Here is a 21,475-nt window from a genome sequence, read left to right on the forward strand (position 1 = left end):
TCCTTGCGGGCGCTCAAACATCCGCCCGCCCCGCACGGATTGATCGGCCGACCTGCTGCAAGGCCTCGAAGGCTGCGAAGCGCTGCTCGTTCCAGCCTGCCAGGGCTGCGTGGGGCGTATGTATTTCTCCCAGAGCCGACATCGCCTCCATCGCCTCCGCAACGCTCACGTGATCGCCGGACGCAACCGCCCCCAGCAACGCGGAGCCGAGCAACACGGGCTCGGGGGATGCCGAAGCAGCAACGGTCAAGCCGGTCGTATCGGCGAGCACCTGCCGCACCAGGCGGCTCTGGGCCGCGCCTCCGCTGACGACGATCGTATCGATGGCGATGCCTTTGTCCTGCTGGGCGCGCACGATCTGCCTCGCGCCGTAACCAAGGCCACACAGGCCGGCAAGATAGAGGGCGAGCAAGCTCTCCAGGTCCGCGCGCATATCCAGTCCAGCGATCAGCGCGCGCGCATCGGGATCGGCGAAGGGCGCGCGGTTGCCGAGAAATTCCGGCACGACATGAAGTTCGCCGACCAATTCCTTGATCATCCCCGCACCGCCGCGCACCTCCACTTCCGAAGCGAGCCAGTCGGAGGGCAACCGCTGATCCCGACGTGCCGCCTCTGTGGCCTGCGCGGAATAGGGATGCATCTGGATGAGACGGTCAATGGCTGCACCGGCGACTGACTGTCCGCCCTCATTGAGCCATAGGCGCGGCACCATGGCCGAGAAATAAGGCCCCCAAACGCCGGGAACGAACGTCGGCTCCGTCGTTGTTGTCATGGTGCAGGCGGACGTTCCGAACACGTAGGCCATGCGCGTGAGTACCGTCCCGGCAGCTCCGCGGGCGCCTACCGTGCCGACACCGCCGGCATGGGCGTCGATGAGACCTGCCGCAACCGATGTGCCCGACGTCAGGCCAAGGTCGCTCGCGGCCTCCGCCGTCAGGCCGGCGCCGAGCCGTGTCCCGCCGGGCACGATCTCGGTGCCGATCCGACGAAACTTCTCGTCCGCCAGCGAGCCGAGCCCGATCGCACGAAAGAAGTTGGCGTCCCAGCGGTCTTCGTGGCCGAGATAAGTCCACTTGCACGTGACGGTGCAGGTGGAGCGAGCAAGGCTCCCCGTTGCGCGCCAGGTCAGGAAATCGGTCAAGTCCAGGAACTGCCAGGCGTCCGCAAAGCTGCGCGGCATGTTCTCGGCAAGCCATAGCAGTTTCGGCGTCTCCATCTCGGGTGAGATCGTCCCTCCGACATAGTCCAAAACTTTCGCGCCAGTGCGGTTGATCCGGCGCGCTTGATCGACGGCGCGGTGGTCCATCCATACGATGATATTGCGGGCCGGGTCGCCGGACGGACCCACGGCAAGCGGCGCGCCGCCACTGCCTAGCACCACCAGCGAGCAGGTCGCGTCAAAACCAATTCCGGCAATACTGTCGGGCGCGATGCCGGCCTTTCCGACCGCGCTGCGCACGCTGCGGCATACGGCGCGCCAGACGTCCTCGCTCGATTGCTCGACAATATCGCCAGCCTCGCGCCAAAGCGTGATGTCGGCCCTGTCGGTGGCGACAAGCCTGCCGGAGCGATCAAAGATTCCGGCTCGCGCACTGCCCGTGCCGACGTCGATACCCAGAAAATGACGCGTCATCGCGGAGACCCTCACCATGAAGCAACGTTCAGATCGCAGATGCGGAAGCGCTAGAGATCGTTGCTCTGCGGCAGGATCACGAGGTCGCGGATCGTGACGTTTCTCGGACGGGTCAACATGAAGAGCACCGCCTGCGCTACTTCCGTGGGCTGGATGAGGCCCCCTGCCGCCATCTCTGCGTCGAGCTTCTCCTTCGGCCAGTCGCTGATGAGCGCGGTCACGACCGGGCCCGGCGCCACGGCGCCGACGCGCAGGCCATATTTCGCGACCTGCCGACGCACGGTATGGACAAAGGCCTGCACGGCATGTTTCGAGGCGGTGTAGATCGGCTCCCAGACGACGGGAACGAGACCGGCGATCGAACTGGTGACGATGATGTCACCGCTCTTGCGCTCTACCATGTGCGGCAGCACCGCGTGGATGGAGCGAAACAGCGCGTTGACGTTGAGGTTGAGCATGCGGTCCCACGCGTCGGGATCGCCGCCAAGCACCTCGCCGCCGACATAGGTACCGGCATTGGCATGGAAGATGTCGAGCCGGCCCACTTTTTCCAGCACTTGCGGCATCATGCATGCCATGCTCGCATGATCAGTGAGGTCGATACGCAGCGGGATCGCGTTCTCGCCAAGCTCGGAACAGACCTTGTTCAGCGCCTCCTCTGCCCGATCGACCAGCACGACACGCGCACCGGATTCGATCATCGTCCTGGCGCATTCGAGACCGATGCCAGAGGCGGCACCGGTGATGGCGGCAACTTTTCCTGCAAGTTCCTGGCCCACGGTCGGTCCTCTTGTTGGAGTTTGTTTAGGCTCGGCCATGGGAGACACGCGAGCGTCGTGCGAGCGAGTCGACGATGACCGCAACGGCAAGCACGGCGCCGGTGATCATGTACCGAAGCGACGATGAGAGATCGAGCAGCGTGAGGCCGCTGGCAATCGACTGGATGACGATGATGCCGAGCAGTGCGGAATAGGCGCTGCCGCGCCCCCCAAACAGGCTGGTGCCGCCGAGACCGCGGCTGCGATGGCGTTGAGGTTCACGTCGCCCGTGCCAGCCTGCTGGCTGGACGATGCGAGCCTGGCGGCGGCGAGGATACCGCCGGCGGCCGCGAGCGTGGAGCACAGCATGAAGGCGCTTGCATAGATCCGGCGAACATTGATGCCGGCACGACGGGCGGCCTCGCGATTGCCTCCGACCGCGCTCATCGAGCGGCCCCATTTGGTCCGCTTCAGCGCGTAGTTCATGACCACGCACAAGCCGACGAACACGCCGAACATCCATGGGACGCCACGCGCGAGATTGAGATAGTAGACGATGAATTCGAGCACGATGATAACAAGCGCAGCCTTCAGCAGGAGGTGGCCGAGCGTGCTTGCAGACAGTCCCGCCGCGCGCCTGCGCGCGGCCATGCGGTAGCCGGTCGCGAACACGACCACGCCGGCAAGTGCCGCCAGCGTGTAGGATACGATCGGCGGCATGACCAGCATCTGCCCGAAATTGACCAGCGGCGATCCATAAGGAAGGTTGATCGAGCCGGACGAGCCAAGCAGATAGAGTTGCAGGCCGAGCCATGCCAACAGGCCTGACAGCGTCGAGACGAAGCTCGGCATACCCAGCCGATTGAACAGGAAGGCATAGAGGGCGCCGATCGAGGCGCCCAGCACCAGCGCCACGATAACAGCCACCGCCACAGGCCAATCCTGGTTGACCCAGAGCACGCCGATCAACGCAGAGGAGAAGCCACTCACCGAGCCGACAGAGAGGTCGATCTCGCCGACCATCAGGATACAAACGATGCCGAGCGAGATGACGCCTACGGTCGAGCAATCGAACAGCAGATTGACCAGATTGTCAGGCGCCAGGAAGACCGGGTTGAGGCTCTGGAATGCGGTGCAGATGATCAAGAGGCCGACCACCACCGGCAGAGAGCCGAGGTCGCCCGATCGCACGCGGTCGACAAAGGCGCCGATCGTGCCGCGGAGCGTATCAGCATGCGCGACGCGCTCGTCGCGGCGGTCCAGCAACCGCGCGGTCGAGACCCGTTGCGTGTCGTCGGTCATATCAGCACCTCCCGCGACGACTCCGCGCCGCGTCGGCTGGCACGCCGGGAGACCGAATTCTCGTCGGCCCCCGTGATGGCCGTGACGAGATCCTGGTTGGACACATCGGGTCCGAACTCGCCGTTGTTGCGGCCGAGGCGCAGCACCACGATGCGGTCGGCAACGGCGCGCACGTCCTCCATGTTGTGACTGATCACGATGACACCGAGGCCGCGGGCGCGCACGCGCTCGATCAGGTCGAGCACCTCTGCGGTCTGCGCGACGCCGAGCGCTGCGGTCGGCTCGTCGAGCAGAATGAGCTTCGGCTCGGTCAGCAGCGAGCGCGCGATCGCCACGGTCTGGCGCTGCCCGCCAGACAGCGACGCGACGGGTTCGCGCACGCTCGGAATGCGGGCCGACAATTCGTTGAGCAACGTCCAGGCCCGGATCTCCATGGACACCTCATCGAGCCTGACAGGATTGAGCTCGCGGCCGAGGAAGATATTGGCGACCACGTCGAGGTTCTCGCAGAGCGCCAGATCCTGGAAGACGGTGGCGATGCCGAGGCCGAGCGCCGTGGCCGGATCGGACAGGACGACCTGTTCGCCATCGAAGTCGATCGTCCCGGACGTAGGCTGGTGCACGCCGGCCAGAATCTTCACCAGCGTGGACTTCCCGGCGCCGTTGTCACCGACAAGCGCCACGACCTCGCCGGCATGGACGTCGAGGTCGACATCGGCAAGGGCGGACACCGCGCCGAAATTCTTCGAAATGCCGCGAAGCCTCAGCACCAGCTTGCCTGGCCCCTCCTGCGGGTGGTCGACATCCGGAATCGTGGACATGTCCGCTTACGCTTTCTCTTCGTTCGTCCCGGCCGCATTGAGCGGCCGGGACGCTGCTTCGCTCACTGCGTGATGCCGAGCTTCTTGCATCCGGCAGCATATCGGCCGGTGCAGAGCTGATCGGCGGTCTGGATCTTCTTGTCGATGATCTCCGCCTTCAGGTTCTGCTCGGTCACGACAGCCGGAATGAACAACTTTGATGGCGTATTAAAGAGCGTGGTTTCCGACTTGGGCGTGCCGCCCGAGAGGAACTCCACCGCCGCCTGGGCCGCGGCGGCTGCAACGATCTCGCTGGGCTTGGAGATCGTGTTGTACTGATCGCCGGCGATGATGAGCTGAAGCGCGGCGATCGTCGCATCGTTGCCCGTCACCGGCGGCACCGGCTCGACACCGGCGGCCTTGAGCGCGGCAATCGCGCCACCGCCCGTACCGTCGTTGGCAGCGACGACGCCAAGGATCTTCTTGCCGAAGCGGGTGACCTGGCCGCTCGCCCATTGCTGCGCCTTGGGCGGCGCCCAGTCCGGCGTGTCGTATTCGGCGAGGATCGGATAGCCGCTGTTGTCCAGGCCCGCGTGGATGCCCTTCTTGATGAGTCCCGCGGCGGCATCGGTAGGCGATCCGTTGATCTGGAGCACGCCCTCACCTTCCTTCGGCGTGACCTTGGCGTCCTTCAGATGCTTGACCAGCGATTCCGAGATGGCCTTGCCGATGCCTTCATTGTCAAAGGAGACGTAGAAGTCGGCCTTGGCGTCCGGGATCGGGCGATCATAGGCGATCACCTTGATGCCCTGGGACTGTGCCATCTTCACCAGCGAAGCGGCGGCGGCCGAGTCGACCGGATCGAGCACGATCACCCTGGCGCCCTGCGAGATCACCGAGTTGAACTGCTGTTGCTGGCGCGCGGCGTCCGCACTGGCATTCTGGTAGACGACCTTGCAGCTGGCGCAGAGCTTCTTCATCTCGGCAGCAAAGCCTGGATAGTCGTGCTGTTCGTAGCGGGTTGAGGCCTGGTCGGGCATCAGGAACGCGACGGTTGCATCCTTCACCTCCGCGGCACGCGAGGACATGGCCGTTGCGCCGAGTAGCGACAGGGCGAGAGCGGCCGAGCAAATAGTCTTGAGCGAGGGCTTTGTCATTCGGACTTCCCTTTCGGAAACTGGGTGTTAAAGTGCTGCTCGTTGATGTCTTGGAGACAAGCCATCCCTGCTTCCGCAGCCGGATGAGAACGGCGGTCAGCGCCGACAGCCTCCGAAGCCACGCGGAATTTTCGGACAGACGATCTCCTTCGCAGGCCGCCATCGGCGCGCCCGCGTCATTCTTCCCGTAATCGTCCTCCTCCCTTGCTCCTCCCGGTTAGGCGGCGCGTGCCGCGTTGATGTTGTCCGCCAGCAACCGCCTGAAGCGCGAAGGCGGCATGCCCTTCTCGGCCAGGAACTGGCGATTGAAATTGGAGAGATTGTTGAAGCCGACCTGGAAGCAGATGTCGGTGATGGACGCGTGTTCGTCGCTCATCAGGATCTGGCAGGCGAGATTGATGCGGAGCCGCTTAATATATTGCACCAGCGACATCCCCGTGTGCCGGCGGAACGAGCGAGAGAACGCGCTTTGCGACTGGCCCGCGATCGCGGCGAGATCGGCTTCGCTGAACGGCTGCGTGAGGTTCTCGCGGATGAAGGCGAGCGCCTTGTTCATCCCCGCCGACATGTAGCCGGACGGGTCGGGCAAATAGTTCGGGCTGGACAGCGGCAGTGCACCACGGGCGCGGGAGAGCGTCCCCAGGATCATCATGAAAAGTTCGATCCGGCGCACGCCCTTCGCCGCCACGATCTCCTCCATCAGCGGGGCAAGCTCCTTGCTCGTGCTGCCGGCAAAAAGGACGCCGCGCCGGGAGGATTCCAGCAGCGCGCCGAGACCCGACAGCTCAGGCATCAGCCTCATCGTGTCGCCAATGAATTCTTCGCTGAACTGGATGATGCGTCCGCGCAGCGGGATGGTCATGTCCGCCGGCAGGTCGCTCACCCAATTATGCGGCAAGTTGGGTCCCGTGAGCACGAGGTTGCCCGGCTCGAACTGGCCGATGAAATCGCCAACGAAGTAGCGACCGCTGGTCGCGACGACCTGATGGATCTCGTATTCCGGATGAAAGTGCCACCTGACCGTGTGGAAGGGATACCCGTGCGACCAAGCCTTGAACGACTCGCCGCGCCGTATCTGGACGACTTCCAGGTCTGGTTCCATATCCGTTCCCTCCTGGCCGGCCCGGTTTGTAAACGTCTGGGCTCGGACCCGATGGCTGAATTTGGCTCAGCTCTCTCTATTGCTCGAAACCGTATCGGGTGACCGCCGCTGCCGCCACCACGATTCAGATGCCGAACCGATACTCTTTTGACATTCGTTCGGTGGGCGCTGCAATATGCCTTCAGGCTTCGACGGGCTTCCCTACTCCAGGTTCTCCACCTTCCGCAGGCTCGGAAACAGCTTCATCCAGAGCAGCGCCACGGCAACCGTGCAGACGCCGCCGAGCACGGCCGCCGGCATGGCGCAGAACAGGGCTGCCGTCAGGCCGCTCTCGAACTGGCCGAGCTGGTTCGAGGCGTTGATGAACAGGAAGTTGACCGCGCCGACGCGGCCGCGCATCTCGTCGGGGGTCGCCAGCTGCACCAGCGAGAAGCGGATCACGACGCTGATCGTGTCGGCGGCGCCGAGGATCGCGAGCGACAACACCGACAGCCACATCCAGGACGACAGCGCAAACACGATCGTGGCGATGCCGAACACGATCACCGCCTGGAACATGCGCAGGCCGACATGCCTGGAGATGGCGTGGCGCGCCAGCACCATGGTCATCAGCAGCGCGCCGACCGCGGGCGCAGCCCGGAGCACGCCGAGCCCGACCGGGCCGGTCTGGAGGATGTCGCGGGCATAGATCGGCAACAGCGCGGTGACGCCGCCGAACAGCACGGCGAACAGGTCGAGCGAGATGGTGCCGAGGATCGCCGGATTGCTCCTGATAAAGCGGACGCCGGCAAAGATATTGTCCTCCTCCGTTCCTTGCCTGGCGACCGCCTGCGGACGCGGCTGGATGAAGCCGGTCAGGATCATCCCGAAGACCCAGAACAGCAGCATCACGGTGTAGGCGAGATGCGGTGCGATCGCGTAGGCAAAGCCGCCGAGCGCAGGCCCGGTGATGGTCGCGACCTGGGCCGCCCCGCTCGCGACCGCCGTCGCACGCTGGAGCGAGCCCTGCGGCGCGATCAGCGGCAGCAGCGCCGCGGTGGTCGGGCTTTCGAAGGCGCCGGCAATGCCGAGCACGAAGGTCGCGATGAAGATCTGCACTTCGCTGACCGCGCCGAGATAGGTGATGACAGCGAGATAGAGCGCGGTGGCGGCTTCCACGAGCTGGCAGAGCTGGACCACGCGCTTGCGCTCGAAACGGTCGGCGGCGTGGCCGGCGACGAACACCAGAAGCGCGGTGGGCGCGAACTGCACCAGCCCGACCATGCCGAGGTCGAAGGCCGAGCCGGTGAGATCATAGATCTGCCAGCCGATCGCGACCGCCGCGATCTGGCTGGAAAAGCGCGACAGGCTGCGGGCGAGCAGGAAAAACAGGAAGGCGGGATGGCGGAGGAGCTCACCGGCGGTGGCCGGCGGACTGACGGATCCTGACTGCTCTGGCATCGCCTGTTCGGTCACGCGCGGACGATCGGCCCTTGATATCGACGCGCCGGGGGTGGCTGACCGGGACCCGGATGTCAACAGCAGGACGGCCCGCACCATTCCCGGCATTGCGTTTGCAACGCAGGCGCGGCCATAATGATTGAGGGTTTGGGGACATCATGCTGCGGCTGCAATCGACACTCGGCGTTTTCGCATTGCTGCTGATCGCCTTCGCACTCGCGGAGAATCGCCGCGCGGTCTCGTTGCGCCAGGCGCTGATCGGCCTCGTCGTCACCTTCGTCACCGCGATCGTGCTTTTGAAGGTACCTTTCGTGGCGCACGCTTTCGGGGCCATCAACGACGCGGTCGGCGCCATCTCGGCGGCCTCGCGCGCCGGCTCCTCCTTCGTGTTCGGCTATGTCGGCGGCGGCACCCTGCCCTTCGAGCTGAAGGTGCCGGGCGCCGATTTCATCCTGGCGTTCCAGGCGCTGCCGATCGTGCTGGTCATGAGCGTGCTGACGACGCTGCTGTTCTACTGGCGGGTGCTGCCGCCTGTTGTGCGCGGCATGGCCTGGCTGCTGGAGCGCACGCTGGGCGTCGGCGGCGCGGTCGGGCTCTCCACCGCCGCCAACATCTTCCTCGGCATGGTCGAGGCGCCGCTGTTCGTGCGGCCGTATCTTTCGCAGATGTCGCGCAGCGAATTGTTTCTGGTGATGACCGGCGGCATGGCCGGCATCGCCGGCACCGTGCTGGTGCTCTATGCGACGCTGCTTGCGCCTCTCATTCCTGACGCAGCGGCGCATTTCGTCATCGCCTCCGTGCTGGGCGCGCCGGCCGCGATCCTGGTCAGCCTGATCATGATCCCCGAGACGTCGGACAAGCGCACCGGCGGCGCGCTCGAGGATCCGGAGATGGCGGTCTCCGGCACCATGGATGCGATCGTGAAGGGCACCGGCGCCGGCATCGAGCTGTTGATCAACATCGTCGCGATGCTGCTGGTGCTGGTGGCGCTGGTCTATCTCGCCAATGCGGTGCTGGGGCTATTGCCTGCCGTGGGGGGCGCCGCGATCTCGCTGCAGCGGGTGCTGGGATTGATCATGGCGCCGGTGTGCTGGCTGATGGGACTGCCCTGGGACCAGGCGATCACCGCCGGCAGCCTGATGGGCACCAAGACCGTGCTCAACGAGCTCGTCGCCTATGTCGACTTCTCGAAGCTGCCGCCCGACACGCTCGATCCGCGCTCGCGCCTGATCATGCTCTATGCGATGTGCGGCTTCGCCAATTTCGCCAGCCTCGGCATCATGATCGGCGGCCTCGGCGTGATGGCGCCGGAGCGGCGCGAGGAGATCAACGCGCTGGGGTTGAAGTCGATCGCATCGGGGACGCTGACGACGTGCCTGATGGGCGCGGTGGTCGGGGTGTTGACGTAGGTCTGTCCGCTCGTCATTGCGAGCGAAGCGAAGCAATCCAGAATTTTCCCGCGGGGGGGCAGTCTGGATTGCGTCGTCGCAAGGGCTCCTCGCAATGACGAGGAGAGAGCCTCCACCTCAACCGCACAATTTCGACTGCTCCAGGAGCCGTCGCACGTCACCCAGCTTGGCGCGACACACCTCGGCCGCCATGGCCTTCGCCTCGGTGGTCCGTCCCCGCGCGAGCAGCAATTGCGCCAGCAAGGCCCGCGCCACCGATCGCACCGGACCGCCCGCCACATCCGACGCAGCGAGCGACATCGCGGTTTGCACTTCCGCCTCAGCGGCACTGAGGCTGTTCCGTTCAGCGAAGTAAATCGCACGGAACAGGTGAGCGCGCGGGTCCTTCGGATAGCGGTTGACGAAATCAGCGGAACGGCCGGCCATCTCGCGCGTGCCCGCCGGCATTTCCGACGCGCGGATATACTGCCCGGCATCGGCCATGTAGGACCGATAGTGAATGGCGGCGAAGCCGGCGCAAATCAGGGATCCCACAAATCCTCCGAGCAACACCATGCCAGCGCTTCGCGGCAGGCTGTCATAGGACCAGAAAGCGATCCACGGCGTGATGGCAAGCGCGGCACCAGCTACCGCACCGCCTGCATGCGCATAATAGTTGACGTTGCCGGAGGCGCCAAAGGCCAGCGGCAGCAGTGCCGGAACACCGAAGAAGAGCGACGTCTTCAGTCGCGACATCGTCGTCTCGGCGTCCGCCTCGGGCTCGAAGCTCGCAACGAACAGCGCGGCGATGAGCCCGGTAATGGCGCCTGACGCGCCGACGCCGACGGTGCCCGAGCCATTGCCCAGCAGCGAGCCGGCCTCGCCGGCCAGCGCACTGGCAACAAAGATCAGCGAAAACCAGCCACGGCCGATCAGGCTCTCCAGCCTGACGCCGACGATGAACAGCGCAACGCAATTGCCTATGAGGTGCCACTGGCTGCCATGCAGAAGCGGCGCAAGGCCAATCCGCCACCACTCGTTTTTCCCGACAACCAGATCGTAGCCGGACGCGCCCTGTGCGATCAGCGAGCGGACATCGAGTGAGCCGTCCCGCCCCATGTCGACGGCGAGACTCCGTTGCAGCGCGAAGATCACCATCAGACAGAAAATCAGGCCGATTGTGAGGAAAGGGATATCGGAGAGAAACTTGTTGTCGCGAAAAAGCGAGCTCTCACTCGCGGTCTCATCGTCGTCCCGCATGACCGCGGGAGCGGCCGGCGTGGCGACGGATTGAAACGAGGCTCTCGAAGGTGGCGCCACGACGCCGCGCCGGCCAAAACTATTGGTCGCCATCAAAGCATGTCCCTGGTGTCACAGCCTTGAGTTGACGCCAGGGATATTTTCGATCGGGTTAGCGGGCTGCGATAGGGGCTGGTGAATTGGTCGGACTGGTAACGGCCCGGTTTCGCGGATCTGGGGCTTTTTAGGGATTGTGTCGGCGCATGCCGTAGCCCGGATGAAGTGCAGCGCAATGCGAGACCACACTCACCGCGGAGAGGCTTTCCCGGATTTCGCTCCACTCCATCCGGGCTACGAAGCAAGCTCTTTCCGTCGTCATTGCGAGCGGAGCGAAGCAATCCAGAAATGTATCCGCGGAAACAGCCTGGATTGCTTCCGCCTTCGCCAGAGGCTTCGGCGGACAAGTCGTCGCAAGAGCTCCTCGCAATGACGAGGAGAAAGCCTACGCCTTCAGCTCCACCGTCTTGAACTCCGCAGGCAGGATCACTTCCAGCAGCTCCACATCGTCAGAATAATCCAAAATCATGTGCTTGATCTTCGGCGGCTGGGTCCAGGCGCTGCCTTGCTGCATCATCGTCTCGCCTTGCCCATCCATGTAGGTCTTCACCCAGCCCTTGAGCACATAGACCATCTGGAAGTCGACGTCATGGAAGTGCAGTTTCGACACCTCGGCGGGATCGCAGGGGCCTTGCAGGCGGATCACGTGCGCTTGCGCGAGGCCGTGGGTCGCGTTGGCGATGCCGAGATCGCGGTACCTGGCGTAGGCGCGCAGGCCGTCGGCTTTGAAATCTTCCTCGCGGTGATGGCTGATGGCGATGCGCTGCTTGGGGCGGGCGGGTTTTTTCGCAGCGGCCGTGCGGGCTTTTGATTTCACCACCTTGCGCGCGGAGGATCGTGCGGCGGACTTGGCGGCGCTTCGTTTCTTCCCCACAGTCTGGGCTGCGCTGCGCGATTTTGTTGTCTTGGCCATGGGCGGCCTCCCGTTGTTGTTATGACGAGAGGCTAGCACGGAAACAGATTTCGTAGGGTGGGCAAAGCGAAGCGTGCCCACGTTCTGCATGCGATCATGGAGAGAGATGGTGGGCACGGCGCGCGAAGGGCGCGCCTTTGCCCACCCTACAAGAGCGGTGCTCTATCTCAATTCAACCGGAACACGCCGTCGATCGCGCGCAGCTCGGCCGGCTTGATCAGCTTGGAGTGCGCGACGGTCACCGAATGCAGCGGGCCGTCGAGCTTCTCGGTCCAGAACGCCAGGAAATCGGTCAGCGCCGGGAATTTCGGGAACATGTCGTAGTTCTGCCAGACGTAAGTCTGGAGCAATGACGGATGATCCGGCATCCGGTAGAGAATTTGGGCCGTTGTCAGCCCGTAGCCCAGCATCTGTTTCCTGAAGTCCTCGGAAACGCCCCCAACGCGCAGTCCCATGCCAAACCTCCTTTGCAGGAGCGCATACAGGGGGTGGCTTGATCCGTGCCCCGGGAGCCACCCGGAAACGATGCGCTCACATGAGAGAAATGTGACGCAAACTGACAATCCATCTCAAGCCCAAAAGTTTAACAAGCTGTTGAAATTCAATGCGTTAGCAGCAGAGCGGGCACCGTGCTAATACGGTCACCACGGTCATCACGGCGCCCTCGAAAAGGCGCTCCGAAATCGGTTAACGATGGGAAAGGTTTCTGGCACTTGGGCCTTCAGAGTGCCGAATTTTCTGCTAGAAGCCCTTGCCCCCGCAAAATTCCTGTCCTATTTCAGCTGCACCTGTGCTGGCACTCACTGGCACAGACTGCTAACATCTTGAAATCCTCAACTCGTGCAAATGCTTAGGAGGACTGCATGAAATTCCGTCCGCTTCACGACCGCGTCGTGGTCAAGCGCATCGACGCAGAAGAGAAGACCGCCGGCGGCATCATCATTCCCGACACTGCCAAGGAAAAGCCCTCCCAGGGTGAAGTCGTCGCCGTCGGCCCGGGTGGCCGCGACGAGGCTGGCAAGCTGGTTCCGATCGACCTGAAGGTCGGCGACCGCGTGCTGTTCGGCAAGTGGTCCGGCACCGAAGTCAAGATCGACGGCCAGGACCTGCTGATCATGAAGGAGAGCGACGTGATGGGCGTTCTCGAGGTCACCGAGTCCAAGAAGAAGGCGGCTTAAGAGCCCCTCTCCTCCCTCCAATCAACATTCCTAAGGAAAATTCCAGATGGCAGCCAAAGAAGTCAAATTCGCGGTTGAAGCGCGCGACAAGATGCTGCGCGGCGTCGACGTTCTCGCCAACGCGGTGAAGGTCACGCTCGGCCCGAAGGGCCGCAACGTCGTGCTCGACAAGTCGTTCGGCGCTCCCCGCATCACCAAGGACGGCGTCACCGTCGCCAAGGAGATCGAGCTCGAGGACAAGTTCGAGAACATGGGCGCGCAGATGGTGCGCGAAGTCGCCTCCAAGTCCGCTGACGCGGCCGGCGACGGCACCACCACCGCCACCGTGCTGGCCCAGGCGATCGTGAAGGAAGGCGCCAAGTCGGTTGCCGCCGGCATGAACCCGATGGACCTCAAGCGCGGTATCGACCTCGCGGTCGAGGCTGTGGTTGCGGACCTGCAGAAGAACTCCAAGAAGGTCACCTCGAACGACGAGATCGCCCAGGTCGGCACCATCTCGGCGAACGGCGACCAGGAGATCGGCAAGTTCCTCTCCGACGCCATGAAGAAGGTCGGCAACGAGGGTGTCATCACCGTCGAGGAAGCCAAGTCGCTCGAGACCGAGCTCGACGTCGTCGAGGGCATGCAGTTCGATCGCGGCTACATCTCGCCCTACTTCGTCACCAACGCCGACAAGATGCGCGTTGAGATGGACGACGCCTACATCCTCATCAACGAGAAGAAGCTCTCCTCGCTGAACGAGCTGTTGCCGCTGCTCGAGGCCGTGGTGCAGACCGGCAAGCCGCTGGTCATCGTCGCCGAAGACGTCGAAGGTGAAGCGCTCGCGACCCTGGTCGTGAACCGTCTGCGCGGCGGCCTGAAGGTCGCGGCCGTCAAGGCTCCGGGCTTCGGCGATCGCCGCAAGGCCATGCTGCAGGACATCGCGATCCTGACCGGCGGCCAGGCGATCTCGGAAGATCTCGGCATCAAGCTCGAGAACGTCACGCTCAACATGCTCGGTCGCGCCAAGAAGGTGATGATCGACAAGGAGAACACCACGATCGTCAACGGCGCCGGCAAGAAGGCCGACATCGAGGCGCGCGTGGCCCAGATCAAGGCGCAGATCGAGGAGACCACCTCGGACTACGATCGTGAGAAGCTCCAGGAGCGTCTCGCCAAGCTCGCTGGCGGCGTCGCGGTGATCCGCGTCGGCGGCGCGACCGAGGTCGAGGTGAAGGAGCGCAAGGATCGCGTTGATGACGCGATGCATGCGACCCGCGCGGCTGTCGAGGAAGGCATCGTCCCGGGCGGCGGCGTCGCCCTGCTCCGTGCTTCCGAGCAGCTCAAGGGCCTGCGCACCAAGAACGACGACCAGAAGACCGGCGTCGAGATCGTGCGCAAGGCGCTGTCGGCTCCCGCTCGCCAGATCGCGATCAACGCCGGTGAAGACGGCTCGGTGATCGTCGGCAAGATCCTGGAGAACAAGGCCTACAATTACGGCTTCGATTCCCAGACCGGCGAATATGCCGACCTCGTCAAGAAGGGCATCATCGACCCGACCAAGGTGGTCCGTACCGCGATCCAGAACGCAGCCTCGGTGGCGGCGCTCCTGATCACCACGGAAGCCATGGTCGCCGAGCTGCCCAAGAAGGGCGGCGCCGGCCCCGCAATGCCCCCGGGCGGCGGCATGGGCGGCATGGACTTCTAAGGTCCAACCACCTCAAGACTTGCGAAACCCCGGCAGCGATGCCGGGGTTTTTGTTTTGGACGCGGCGGCCCGACGCTGCGTCTTGTGGCGGTCTGCAACCAAAACTACAATTCCGGCGAGTATCGTTCTGATCACCTCGGCTAGCCTTACGCGGAGCCCTGACGAGAATTGCAATGTCGCGCCGTATGATCTTTCCGCTGCTGGCAGCCCTTATCAGCGTCATCGCCGTGGGCCTGTTCGTGCCAATGCCCGCAGGTGCGTCAGACAGCAACGAGGTGATCGGGAAGATGGCCGGGACATGGCCGGATTGGCTGCAGCGAGCCGAGCAATGTCCCGCCGACGCCATGCCAGCAGACGCAGGCGCGCCTGCTTTTTCCATCGAGGAATGCACCGCCGCAGTGGAGCAGTGTCTCGATCGCTGCCGCACGGGCCATGCGGGCGACTGCTACTCGGCCGCACTCGTCGTCCAGCGGACGATCAAGACCGGACCACTCTCCGATGCGCTATTTCTGAGAGCCTGTAAGCTCGGCGTTGCTTCAGGCTGCACGAATGTTGCCGCGAGCATGGAAGACAGTGGCGACTATGCCTGCCCCATTCGAACCTATGAACTGGCATGCGGCCGGGACGATCCGTGGGCCTGCACGATGATGGGCTTTCACCTGACCAGAGGTATCGGCATCGAGAGGAACCACGACCGGGCGCGGCGCCTTATGGCGAAATCCTGTCGCTTCGGCGATACCGACGAAGCCTGTGCAAACGCAAAGGCCATTCTGAAAGAGATTGGCGACTGAAGTGCGAGCCGCGGAATGACAGCCGGGTCTCACCGCACCATCTTGCCGATTCGCTCATACCGGATGCTTGATGCGCCCGGCTCGGCTGTTGTGCGCGAGAAGAAGATCATGCTCACGCGCCCAACGACATTGTCGATCGGGACGAAGCCGATGGCCGACATCACGCGGCTGTCAGTCGAATTATCTCTGTTATCGCCGAGCATGAACAGATGTCCTGGTGGCACAGTGTAGGTCGGGGTGTTATCGAAGTAACCATTGTCGACACAGTCGAGCGTCTCGTAGCTCACCCCATTCGGCAACACCTCGCGCCAACGCTTGGCATAGCTCAGCGCCTCGCCGCAGGCGCCTTCCTCAAGGGCGTCACGCAATCGCTCGCGTTGCACGGCCGTTCCGTTGATCAGGAGCTCGCCATCCTTGATCTGGATGCGATCGCCGGGCAACCCCACGATGCGCTTGACGTAGTCGGTCCGCTCATCCTTCGGCAACCGAAAGACAACCACGTCGCCGCGCGCAGGCTCCGTGGCGAACAGGCGACCCGGGAACGACGCCATCCCGAACGGCAATGAAAAACGACTGTAGCCATAGGCAAATTTGTTGGCGAAAACGTAGTCGCCGGGCAGCATGGTGGGGATATTGGATCCCGACGGAATGCTGAACGGTTGAAACAGAAGGGTTCTGATCAGGAGCGCGATGACCGCTGGCAAGCAGAGCGCGGATACGCCATAGGTTACGAGGCTGCGAAAGAAACCGAATCCTTCGACGCTGCCGAGCATTAGCAGCGTCATCACAAGTGACCAAAGGCTGAAAAGGCCGATCGCAAGCCCAAGTGCCGCAGGTAGCTCTGCCGGACCGCTGGTGAGGCGGAGCCCAACTGCGCCGGCCATAGCCAAAACACCAGCCACGATTGTCGGCAACATTCCCCACGCGAACACGGTGCGCAGCTTCGCTGCCGACGCGACCCCACCCAAGATCCGCCCCACGCCCGCAGCAACCCAAGCACCGATATAGAGATTCGCGATACTGAGAGGAGCGCCGGCAACAAGGCACAGAAGGAGGACACGCCAGTCGGCCAAAGACCGCTCGAGGCCCACATTCAACAATCCTGCGACAGCGGTCGCAACACCTCCAAGCGCAGCGAAAAGGAGCACCGAACGGCTGGGAACTCGGGAGACAACGTCCCGGATTGTCCGCCGCGGTCTCCACCATATCGTCAAAAGAGGAGACAATCTTCCCGTCCCATCGTTTGACCCTGCGCCCGACATTCCCACTCCGCCCGCCAGCACTTGCCGAAAGCCTGCGTAGCAGCCACGCAGGCGCGGCGCTACTCTGGAGTGCGGTTGTACAGAACTTCGCGTCAGGCCCGATGGCAACCGGAGCCCCGATGGAGCGCAGCGCAATCCGGGCTACGGCATGAACACGCGGATCAATGGATTCCGGGCTCGCGCCAAGAGGCGCGCCCCGGAATGACGGAGAGGGGATATTGGCGACTTGTCTGCCGATCCGCTGCGAGCCGTTTTACAAATACACGCAAAGATGGCCCATACTTCGTCATTCCGGGGCGCGACGAAGTCGCGAACCCGGAATCCATTCCACCACTTGCGCATGGCCTGTTATGGATCGACCTGTGTCCACAATTGCGAGCTGAGTTTGCGGATCAATAGATTCCGGGCTCGGCGCTGCGCGCCGCCCCGGAATGACGCGAGCCCGGCCCCGTCACTCCACCTTCCCCATCCGGCCCGGACGCAGCCCGCCTCCGGAATCGAGCGACCAGAAGATCCGCGTCACCTTGCCGATCAGATTGTCCATCGGGACGAAGCCCATCACCGACTTGAAGCGGCTGTCGGTGGAGTTGTCCCTGTTGTCGCCGAGTGCGAAGAAATGGTCCGGAGGGACGGTGTAGATCTCGGTGTTGTCGGCGTAGCCATTGTCGACGCAGTCATAGGTGATGTAGCTCACCCCGTTCGGCATCGTCTCGCGCCAGCGCTTGACCTTGGTCCCGGTCTCGCCGCCGCAGGCGGAGCCCGCGGCTACGTCCTTCAGCGCGACGCGCGTCACCTGGATGTCGTTGAGGAAGAGTTGTCCGTGCCGCATCTGGATGCGATCGCCGGGCAATCCGACAACGCGCTTCACATAGTCGGTCTCATTGTCCTTCGGCGACCGGAAGACGACGATATCACCATAGGCGGGATCGGCGGCGCCGAACCGACCCGAGACAAAGGATGGCGCGAAAGGAAACGAATAGCGGCCGTAGCCATAGGCATATTTCGCCGCGAAGACGTAGTCGCCGACCACCAGCGTCGGGGCCATCGAGCTGGACGGGATGTTGAACGGCTGGAACAGCACGTAGCGAAACAGCAGGAGTGGCGACCACAGCACGGGGACGAGCAGGATCAGGATGACAATCGCTTTCCATTCGCGGGGTCTGGCCTTTGGCCGGACGGTGTCTTGAAGCGTGGTCATCGCATTCCCTGCCCGAGATTGTCGTCGCCACAGGATTGCGCAACCTGTAGGCGCGCACAATCCCTGACCCGTCCGACTTGGTCGTGCTGCTGCCGGGCTGCGTTCAAAGCGGCCGCCGGCCGCCGATCAACTCTGCGCCATCTCCTGAAAACACGCCCGCACCCAGTCGATCGTCACGCGCGTTGCGGCGTCGCGCTTGAGGTGGTTTTGCACCAGCAGCCAGACGTCGCGCCGCTTCGGCAGCAGGCTGGCGCGCAGGCGCCGATCGCCGAGCAGGTCCGCGCAGACATATTCCGGCAACACGCCGGCGGCCCGATGCGCGCGGATCAGATTGCGGATGACCCGGACGTTGTCGGTGACGCAGCGCGCGCGGGCCTTCTTCGTGCGCAGGAATTGCATCTCGGGAATGGCGCCGAGCTCGTCCGGATAGGTGCATAGCATCGGCTCGCCTTCGGTCGCGGCAGGCTCGAAATAATAGAGCTTGATGTCCCCGAGCCTGGAGATCGCAAAGTCGCCCTTGTCGGGCTTGCGCAGACGGATGGCGAGATCGGCTTCCCAGCGCGAGAACCTGACGTTCTCGCTGGAGGTGAGGAATTGCAGCGTGAGGCCAGGATTGGCGCGCAGGAAGTCGCTCGCGCGCGGCGACAACACCGCCTCGGCGACCGTGTTGGTGGAGGCGATGCGCAGGCGCCCGACCGGCCCTTCCAGACTCTCGCTGAGGCGGCCGATCTCGGCGGCATGCGCGGCCATCGCCTCGACATGCGCCAGCACCGCCTCGCAGCTCCGCGTCGGCCTGCGCACGCCGTCGGCGGCCTCGAACAGGCGCAGGCCGAGCGCTCGCTCGATCCGCGACAGCCTGCGCCCCACCGTGGTCTCGTCGATGCGCAGCCGCGCGCTGGCGCCGGCATAGGTGCCCTCGTCCCTGATGGCGGCGATGATGCGCAGATCGTCCCAGTTCATGGGCTTTAAGGCTACATCGGCTGGGAGGCGCCTGCAATATCGCAGCCACCGGCTGCAATATCCCTGCATATCGGCAGGCGGCTCCGGCGTTATGCTGGCCCGGCCTTTCGCCCTGGAGATTGCCTGACCATGACGACCGCGAAGACCCTGCTCGAGCTCGCCGGCGCCGACCTCACCCCGCCACGCCTTGCCGATGCCGCCCTGGTGCTGATCGACATCCAGAACGAATATCTTGCAGGCCCCCTCGCCTTGCCCGACGCCAAGCCCGCGATCGCGCGGGCGGCTGCGCTGCTGGCACGCGCACGCGAGGCTGGCGGGGCGATCATCCATATCGCCCATCGTGGCAAGGCCGGCAGCCTGTTCGATCGCGGCAGCGAGCGCGGTGCCATCGTCGCCGAGCTCACGCCTCGTGCCGGAGAGCTGGTGATCGAGAAGGAGCTGCCCAATGCGTTTGCCGGCACCGATCTTAGGTCGCGTCTTGCCGCAACCGACAGGAAGAACATCGTGCTGGCCGGCTTCATGACGCATATGTGCGTCAGCTCCACGGCGCGCGCCGCGCTCGATCTCGGCTTTCGCACCACCATCGATGCCGATGCCTGCGCCACGCGCGACCTGCCTGATGGGCGCGGCGGCACGCTGGACGCGCGCACCATCCACGAGGTTGCGCTCGCCGAGCTTTCCGACCGCTTCGCGATCATCGCGCGCGGCGAAGCTCTGAGATAACGGAGCAACATGATGCTGCAACTCTATTTCTCGCCGATGGCCTGCTCGCTTGCGAGCCGTATCGCGCTGATGGAGGCAGGTCTCGAGGCGCGCTATCACCAGGTGCATCTTGCGACCAAGACGATCGCGGACGGCGAGCGCGATTTTCGCGGCATCTCCGCAAAGGGCGCCGTGCCGGTGCTGGTGCTGGAGAACGGCGAGCGGCTGACCGAGAGCGCGGCGGTGCTGCAATACATCGCCGACCTGAAGCCCGAGCGCGGCCTTGCGCCGCGGCCGGGAGATCTGGATCGCTACCGCCTGCAGGAATGGCTGAGCTTCGTCGGCACCGAGATCCACAAGGCGTTCCTGTTTCCGACCTTCTGGTACAAGGACGACGGCTCGCTCGCCAAGCCGCGCGCGCGGATCAGCCAGACGCTGTCGGTGCCATCAGCGCATCTGACGGACCGCGAATTCCTCGTCGGCAGCAGTTTTACCGTCGCGGACGCGCATCTTGCCTGGGCTCTGCTGCTGCTTCGCCCCGCCGGCGTCGACGTCGCGCAATGGCCCTCGCTCGCTAGATATCTCGAACGCATGCAGGCGCGGCCCGTGGTGCGAGAGGCGATCGCCATCGAGATGGCATTGCGCAAGTCCGTCCCGGTCAATGCGGCGTAGCAGTCACTCTGGAAGCAGAAAATCAAAAAGGGCCGCAGCGAGCGGCCCTTTTGCATGATCTCGAATTGACCAGGCCTAGTCGACCCGCGCCAGCACCGCCAGCTTGCGGATGCCCTTGTTGCGATAGGCGTCGAGGAACGCGTAATAGTCCTTGAACGAGACGCAGCCGTTGGAATCGCCGTTCGGCCCGAGCATGAAGGTGTGTGCCAGCAGGCCGTCGCGGCCGTAGATCGCGCTCTCGCCGCCGATCGGCGTGAGACGCAGCGCGGGCACACCATGGAACAGCGCCTCGCGCGGCTTCAGCGTGTAGATGTGCGGCGGGGTGACGCCGCGCATGCGCACGCGCTGCGAGTGCGGATCGTCGAGGTTGGAGCCGAGGCCGGAGTGCGCCTCGAGCCTGGTGCCATCGGGCAGGTAGACCGTCTTGGCGGTGATGTCGTAGACCGCGGTGTCGCGATCATAGGGTGGGGCGCCGCCGAGCATCGGGTTCTGCTCCTTCGGCGCGATCGCCGAGGTCACGCTGGCATCGGCCGAAGCGTAGGCGAGCAGGCCGCCGGAGGACTCACGCTTGCCCCACAGCTTCTCCACCATCGACTGGCGCGGGCCGGTGATCGACATCACCGCCGCCTTGGCGCGATCGGCAAACGACTTTGGCTTGGCTTCCGGCGCCGGCACGATCTGGGCCGGATCGGCGGAGGCGAGTTGCACCGGCGCGTCGGAGCGCTTGCCCTTCGCGACGTCAGCGACCTTGTCAGCGACCCGCTCAGCCACCTTGGCGGGGTTGAGCGGCTTCAGCACTTCCGCGACCTTCGCGACAACGGTCGGCTTCGGCGTGGCTTCCGCGACCTGAGCCGCAGGCGCGGCGGTGGCCGCGTTCGATTCGACACCCTGCGTCGCCGCGGCGGCAAAGCGCTCGTTGAACTGTTCACGTGAAATCGGTTTGGCCACCTGCAGCCGGTCCGGCAGCAGTGCAAAGGTTTCCCTGATCGCCTCGCCCGCCTCGCGCAGCGCCACCTTGGGCGCGCGCTTGACCACGGGCTCGTCGTAACCAGCGCTGCCGACGGTCGGATAAACGCTGGCGGCGAAGATGTTGCTGTAGACGGTCCAGCCGGCAAGCAAGACGCAGCCGGCCACGGCGGCGCCAAGCAGGTTTTGGGTGGTCATTTTCCGGGAAGG

The 21,475-nt window shown here is 64.2% G+C and carries 19 protein-coding genes and 1 pseudogene; 6 read left to right on the forward strand and 14 right to left on the reverse strand.

The window, feature by feature from the left end:
- Positions 1-13 precede the first annotated feature (13 nt).
- The 7 genes and pseudogenes from XH80_RS01250 to XH80_RS01280 form a co-directional block, all read right to left on the reverse strand.
- Complete coding sequence (locus tag XH80_RS01250) at positions 14-1,633, reverse strand: FGGY-family carbohydrate kinase (RefSeq protein WP_271597010.1); 1,620 nt, start codon at positions 1,631-1,633, stop codon at positions 14-16.
- A 50-nt stretch (positions 1,634-1,683) separates the two neighbouring features.
- Positions 1,684-2,412: an SDR family oxidoreductase gene (locus XH80_RS01255; RefSeq protein ID WP_220002638.1), complete on the reverse strand. Its 729-nt coding sequence runs from the start codon at positions 2,410-2,412 to the stop codon at positions 1,684-1,686.
- 25 nt (positions 2,413-2,437) lie between these two features.
- Positions 2,438-3,693, reverse strand: a pseudogene (locus tag XH80_RS01260) (sugar ABC transporter permease).
- Positions 3,690-4,514 (reverse strand): ATP-binding cassette domain-containing protein, encoded by an 825-nt coding sequence (locus tag XH80_RS01265; protein WP_271597011.1) that lies wholly within the window; start codon positions 4,512-4,514, stop codon positions 3,690-3,692. The pseudogene XH80_RS01260 and the gene XH80_RS01265 overlap by 4 nt, the downstream one beginning before the upstream one ends.
- Before the next feature lie 62 nt (positions 4,515-4,576).
- Positions 4,577-5,650, reverse strand: coding sequence for an ABC transporter substrate-binding protein (locus tag XH80_RS01270; protein WP_271597012.1), 1,074 nt, complete (start codon positions 5,648-5,650; stop codon positions 4,577-4,579).
- Between the two features lie 217 nt (positions 5,651-5,867).
- Entirely contained in the window at positions 5,868-6,752 is an 885-nt protein-coding gene (locus XH80_RS01275) for an AraC family transcriptional regulator (protein ID WP_271597013.1), read from the reverse strand.
- Between the two features lie 201 nt (positions 6,753-6,953).
- Positions 6,954-8,192 (reverse strand): MFS transporter, encoded by a 1,239-nt coding sequence (locus XH80_RS01280; protein WP_271597014.1) that lies wholly within the window; start codon positions 8,190-8,192, stop codon positions 6,954-6,956.
- A 158-nt stretch (positions 8,193-8,350) separates the two neighbouring features.
- Between XH80_RS01280 and XH80_RS01285 the strand changes: the two genes are divergently transcribed.
- Positions 8,351-9,601, forward strand: coding sequence for a NupC/NupG family nucleoside CNT transporter (locus XH80_RS01285; RefSeq protein ID WP_271597015.1), 1,251 nt, complete (start codon positions 8,351-8,353; stop codon positions 9,599-9,601).
- Between the two features lie 117 nt (positions 9,602-9,718).
- On the opposite strand, the gene XH80_RS01290 is transcribed toward XH80_RS01285, so the two are convergent.
- The 3 genes from XH80_RS01290 to XH80_RS01300 form a co-directional block, all read right to left on the reverse strand.
- Complete coding sequence (locus XH80_RS01290) at positions 9,719-10,933, reverse strand: rhomboid family intramembrane serine protease (RefSeq protein WP_271597016.1); 1,215 nt, start codon at positions 10,931-10,933, stop codon at positions 9,719-9,721.
- A gap of 388 nt (positions 10,934-11,321) precedes the next feature.
- On the reverse strand, positions 11,322-11,849 hold the full coding sequence (locus XH80_RS01295; protein WP_271597123.1) for a cupin domain-containing protein: 528 nt from the start codon (positions 11,847-11,849) through the stop codon (positions 11,322-11,324).
- A 167-nt stretch (positions 11,850-12,016) separates the two neighbouring features.
- Positions 12,017-12,304 (reverse strand): usg protein, encoded by a 288-nt coding sequence (locus XH80_RS01300; RefSeq protein ID WP_271597017.1) that lies wholly within the window; start codon positions 12,302-12,304, stop codon positions 12,017-12,019.
- Between the two features lie 408 nt (positions 12,305-12,712).
- Here XH80_RS01300 and XH80_RS01305 point away from each other — a divergent pair, with 408 nt between their 5' ends.
- From XH80_RS01305 to XH80_RS01315, 3 genes are all read left to right on the forward strand, one after another.
- The gene (locus XH80_RS01305) at positions 12,713-13,027 is read left to right on the forward strand and encodes a co-chaperone GroES (RefSeq protein ID WP_057740880.1); all 315 of its coding nucleotides are present in this window, start codon (positions 12,713-12,715) and stop codon (positions 13,025-13,027) included.
- A 46-nt stretch (positions 13,028-13,073) separates the two neighbouring features.
- Complete coding sequence (gene groL, locus XH80_RS01310) at positions 13,074-14,714, forward strand: chaperonin GroEL (protein WP_220002647.1); 1,641 nt, start codon at positions 13,074-13,076, stop codon at positions 14,712-14,714.
- Positions 14,715-14,887: 173 nt separating this feature from the next.
- Positions 14,888-15,505, forward strand: a complete 618-nt coding sequence (locus tag XH80_RS01315) for a hypothetical protein (RefSeq protein ID WP_271597018.1) — start codon at positions 14,888-14,890, stop codon at positions 15,503-15,505.
- 29 nt (positions 15,506-15,534) lie between these two features.
- On the opposite strand, the gene lepB (XH80_RS01320) is transcribed toward XH80_RS01315, so the two are convergent.
- From lepB (XH80_RS01320) to XH80_RS01330, 3 genes are all read right to left on the reverse strand, one after another.
- Positions 15,535-16,578: a signal peptidase I gene (lepB, locus tag XH80_RS01320; RefSeq protein ID WP_333931563.1), complete on the reverse strand. Its 1,044-nt coding sequence runs from the start codon at positions 16,576-16,578 to the stop codon at positions 15,535-15,537.
- A 640-nt stretch (positions 16,579-17,218) separates the two neighbouring features.
- Positions 17,219-17,965, reverse strand: a complete 747-nt coding sequence (gene lepB / locus XH80_RS01325) for a signal peptidase I (RefSeq protein WP_271597019.1) — start codon at positions 17,963-17,965, stop codon at positions 17,219-17,221.
- A 126-nt stretch (positions 17,966-18,091) separates the two neighbouring features.
- Positions 18,092-18,925 carry a LysR family transcriptional regulator gene (locus XH80_RS01330; protein WP_271597020.1) on the reverse strand — a complete coding sequence of 278 codons (834 nt, stop codon included), beginning with the start codon at positions 18,923-18,925 and terminating at the stop codon, positions 18,092-18,094.
- Between the two features lie 129 nt (positions 18,926-19,054).
- Here XH80_RS01330 and XH80_RS01335 point away from each other — a divergent pair, with 129 nt between their 5' ends.
- Together XH80_RS01335 and XH80_RS01340 are read left to right on the forward strand one after the other, a co-directional pair.
- A complete protein-coding gene (locus XH80_RS01335; RefSeq protein WP_271597021.1) occupies positions 19,055-19,648 on the forward strand; it encodes a cysteine hydrolase family protein in 594 nt (197 codons plus the stop codon).
- A 12-nt stretch (positions 19,649-19,660) separates the two neighbouring features.
- Complete coding sequence (locus XH80_RS01340; RefSeq protein ID WP_271597022.1) at positions 19,661-20,299, forward strand: glutathione binding-like protein; 639 nt, start codon at positions 19,661-19,663, stop codon at positions 20,297-20,299.
- Between the two features lie 75 nt (positions 20,300-20,374).
- On the opposite strand, the gene XH80_RS01345 is transcribed toward XH80_RS01340, so the two are convergent.
- Positions 20,375-21,463, reverse strand: coding sequence for a DUF2778 domain-containing protein (locus XH80_RS01345; protein ID WP_271597023.1), 1,089 nt, complete (start codon positions 21,461-21,463; stop codon positions 20,375-20,377).
- Between the last annotated feature and the right edge of the window lie 12 nt (positions 21,464-21,475).

It is taken from the genome of Bradyrhizobium sp. CCBAU 45384 (genome assembly GCF_028128665.1).
Taxonomy (GTDB): Bacteria; Pseudomonadota; Alphaproteobacteria; order Rhizobiales; family Xanthobacteraceae; genus Bradyrhizobium; species Bradyrhizobium manausense.

Coding starts and splice junctions, on each gene's coding strand:
- XH80_RS01265 (WP_271597011.1), bottom strand. CDS start 4,514: ATGTCCACGATTCCGGATGTCGACCACCCGCAGGAGGGGCCAGGCAAG.
- XH80_RS01345 (WP_271597023.1), bottom strand. CDS start 21,463: ATGACCACCCAAAACCTGCTTGGCGCCGCCGTGGCCGGCTGCGTCTTG.
- groL (WP_220002647.1), top strand. CDS start 13,074: ATGGCAGCCAAAGAAGTCAAATTCGCGGTTGAAGCGCGCGACAAGATG.
- XH80_RS01295 (WP_271597123.1), bottom strand. CDS start 11,849: ATGGCCAAGACAACAAAATCGCGCAGCGCAGCCCAGACTGTGGGGAAG.
- XH80_RS01285 (WP_271597015.1), top strand. CDS start 8,351: ATGCTGCGGCTGCAATCGACACTCGGCGTTTTCGCATTGCTGCTGATC.
- XH80_RS01330 (WP_271597020.1), bottom strand. CDS start 18,925: ATGAACTGGGACGATCTGCGCATCATCGCCGCCATCAGGGACGAGGGC.
- XH80_RS01315 (WP_271597018.1), top strand. CDS start 14,888: ATGTCGCGCCGTATGATCTTTCCGCTGCTGGCAGCCCTTATCAGCGTC.
- XH80_RS01335 (WP_271597021.1), top strand. CDS start 19,055: ATGACGACCGCGAAGACCCTGCTCGAGCTCGCCGGCGCCGACCTCACC.
- XH80_RS01290 (WP_271597016.1), bottom strand. CDS start 10,933: ATGGCGACCAATAGTTTTGGCCGGCGCGGCGTCGTGGCGCCACCTTCG.
- lepB (WP_271597019.1), bottom strand. CDS start 17,965: ATGACCACGCTTCAAGACACCGTCCGGCCAAAGGCCAGACCCCGCGAA.
- XH80_RS01275 (WP_271597013.1), bottom strand. CDS start 6,752: ATGGAACCAGACCTGGAAGTCGTCCAGATACGGCGCGGCGAGTCGTTC.
- XH80_RS01305 (WP_057740880.1), top strand. CDS start 12,713: ATGAAATTCCGTCCGCTTCACGACCGCGTCGTGGTCAAGCGCATCGAC.
- XH80_RS01270 (WP_271597012.1), bottom strand. CDS start 5,650: ATGACAAAGCCCTCGCTCAAGACTATTTGCTCGGCCGCTCTCGCCCTG.
- XH80_RS01340 (WP_271597022.1), top strand. CDS start 19,661: ATGCTGCAACTCTATTTCTCGCCGATGGCCTGCTCGCTTGCGAGCCGT.
- XH80_RS01300 (WP_271597017.1), bottom strand. CDS start 12,304: ATGGGACTGCGCGTTGGGGGCGTTTCCGAGGACTTCAGGAAACAGATG.
- XH80_RS01250 (WP_271597010.1), bottom strand. CDS start 1,633: ATGACGCGTCATTTTCTGGGTATCGACGTCGGCACGGGCAGTGCGCGA.
- XH80_RS01280 (WP_271597014.1), bottom strand. CDS start 8,192: ATGCCAGAGCAGTCAGGATCCGTCAGTCCGCCGGCCACCGCCGGTGAG.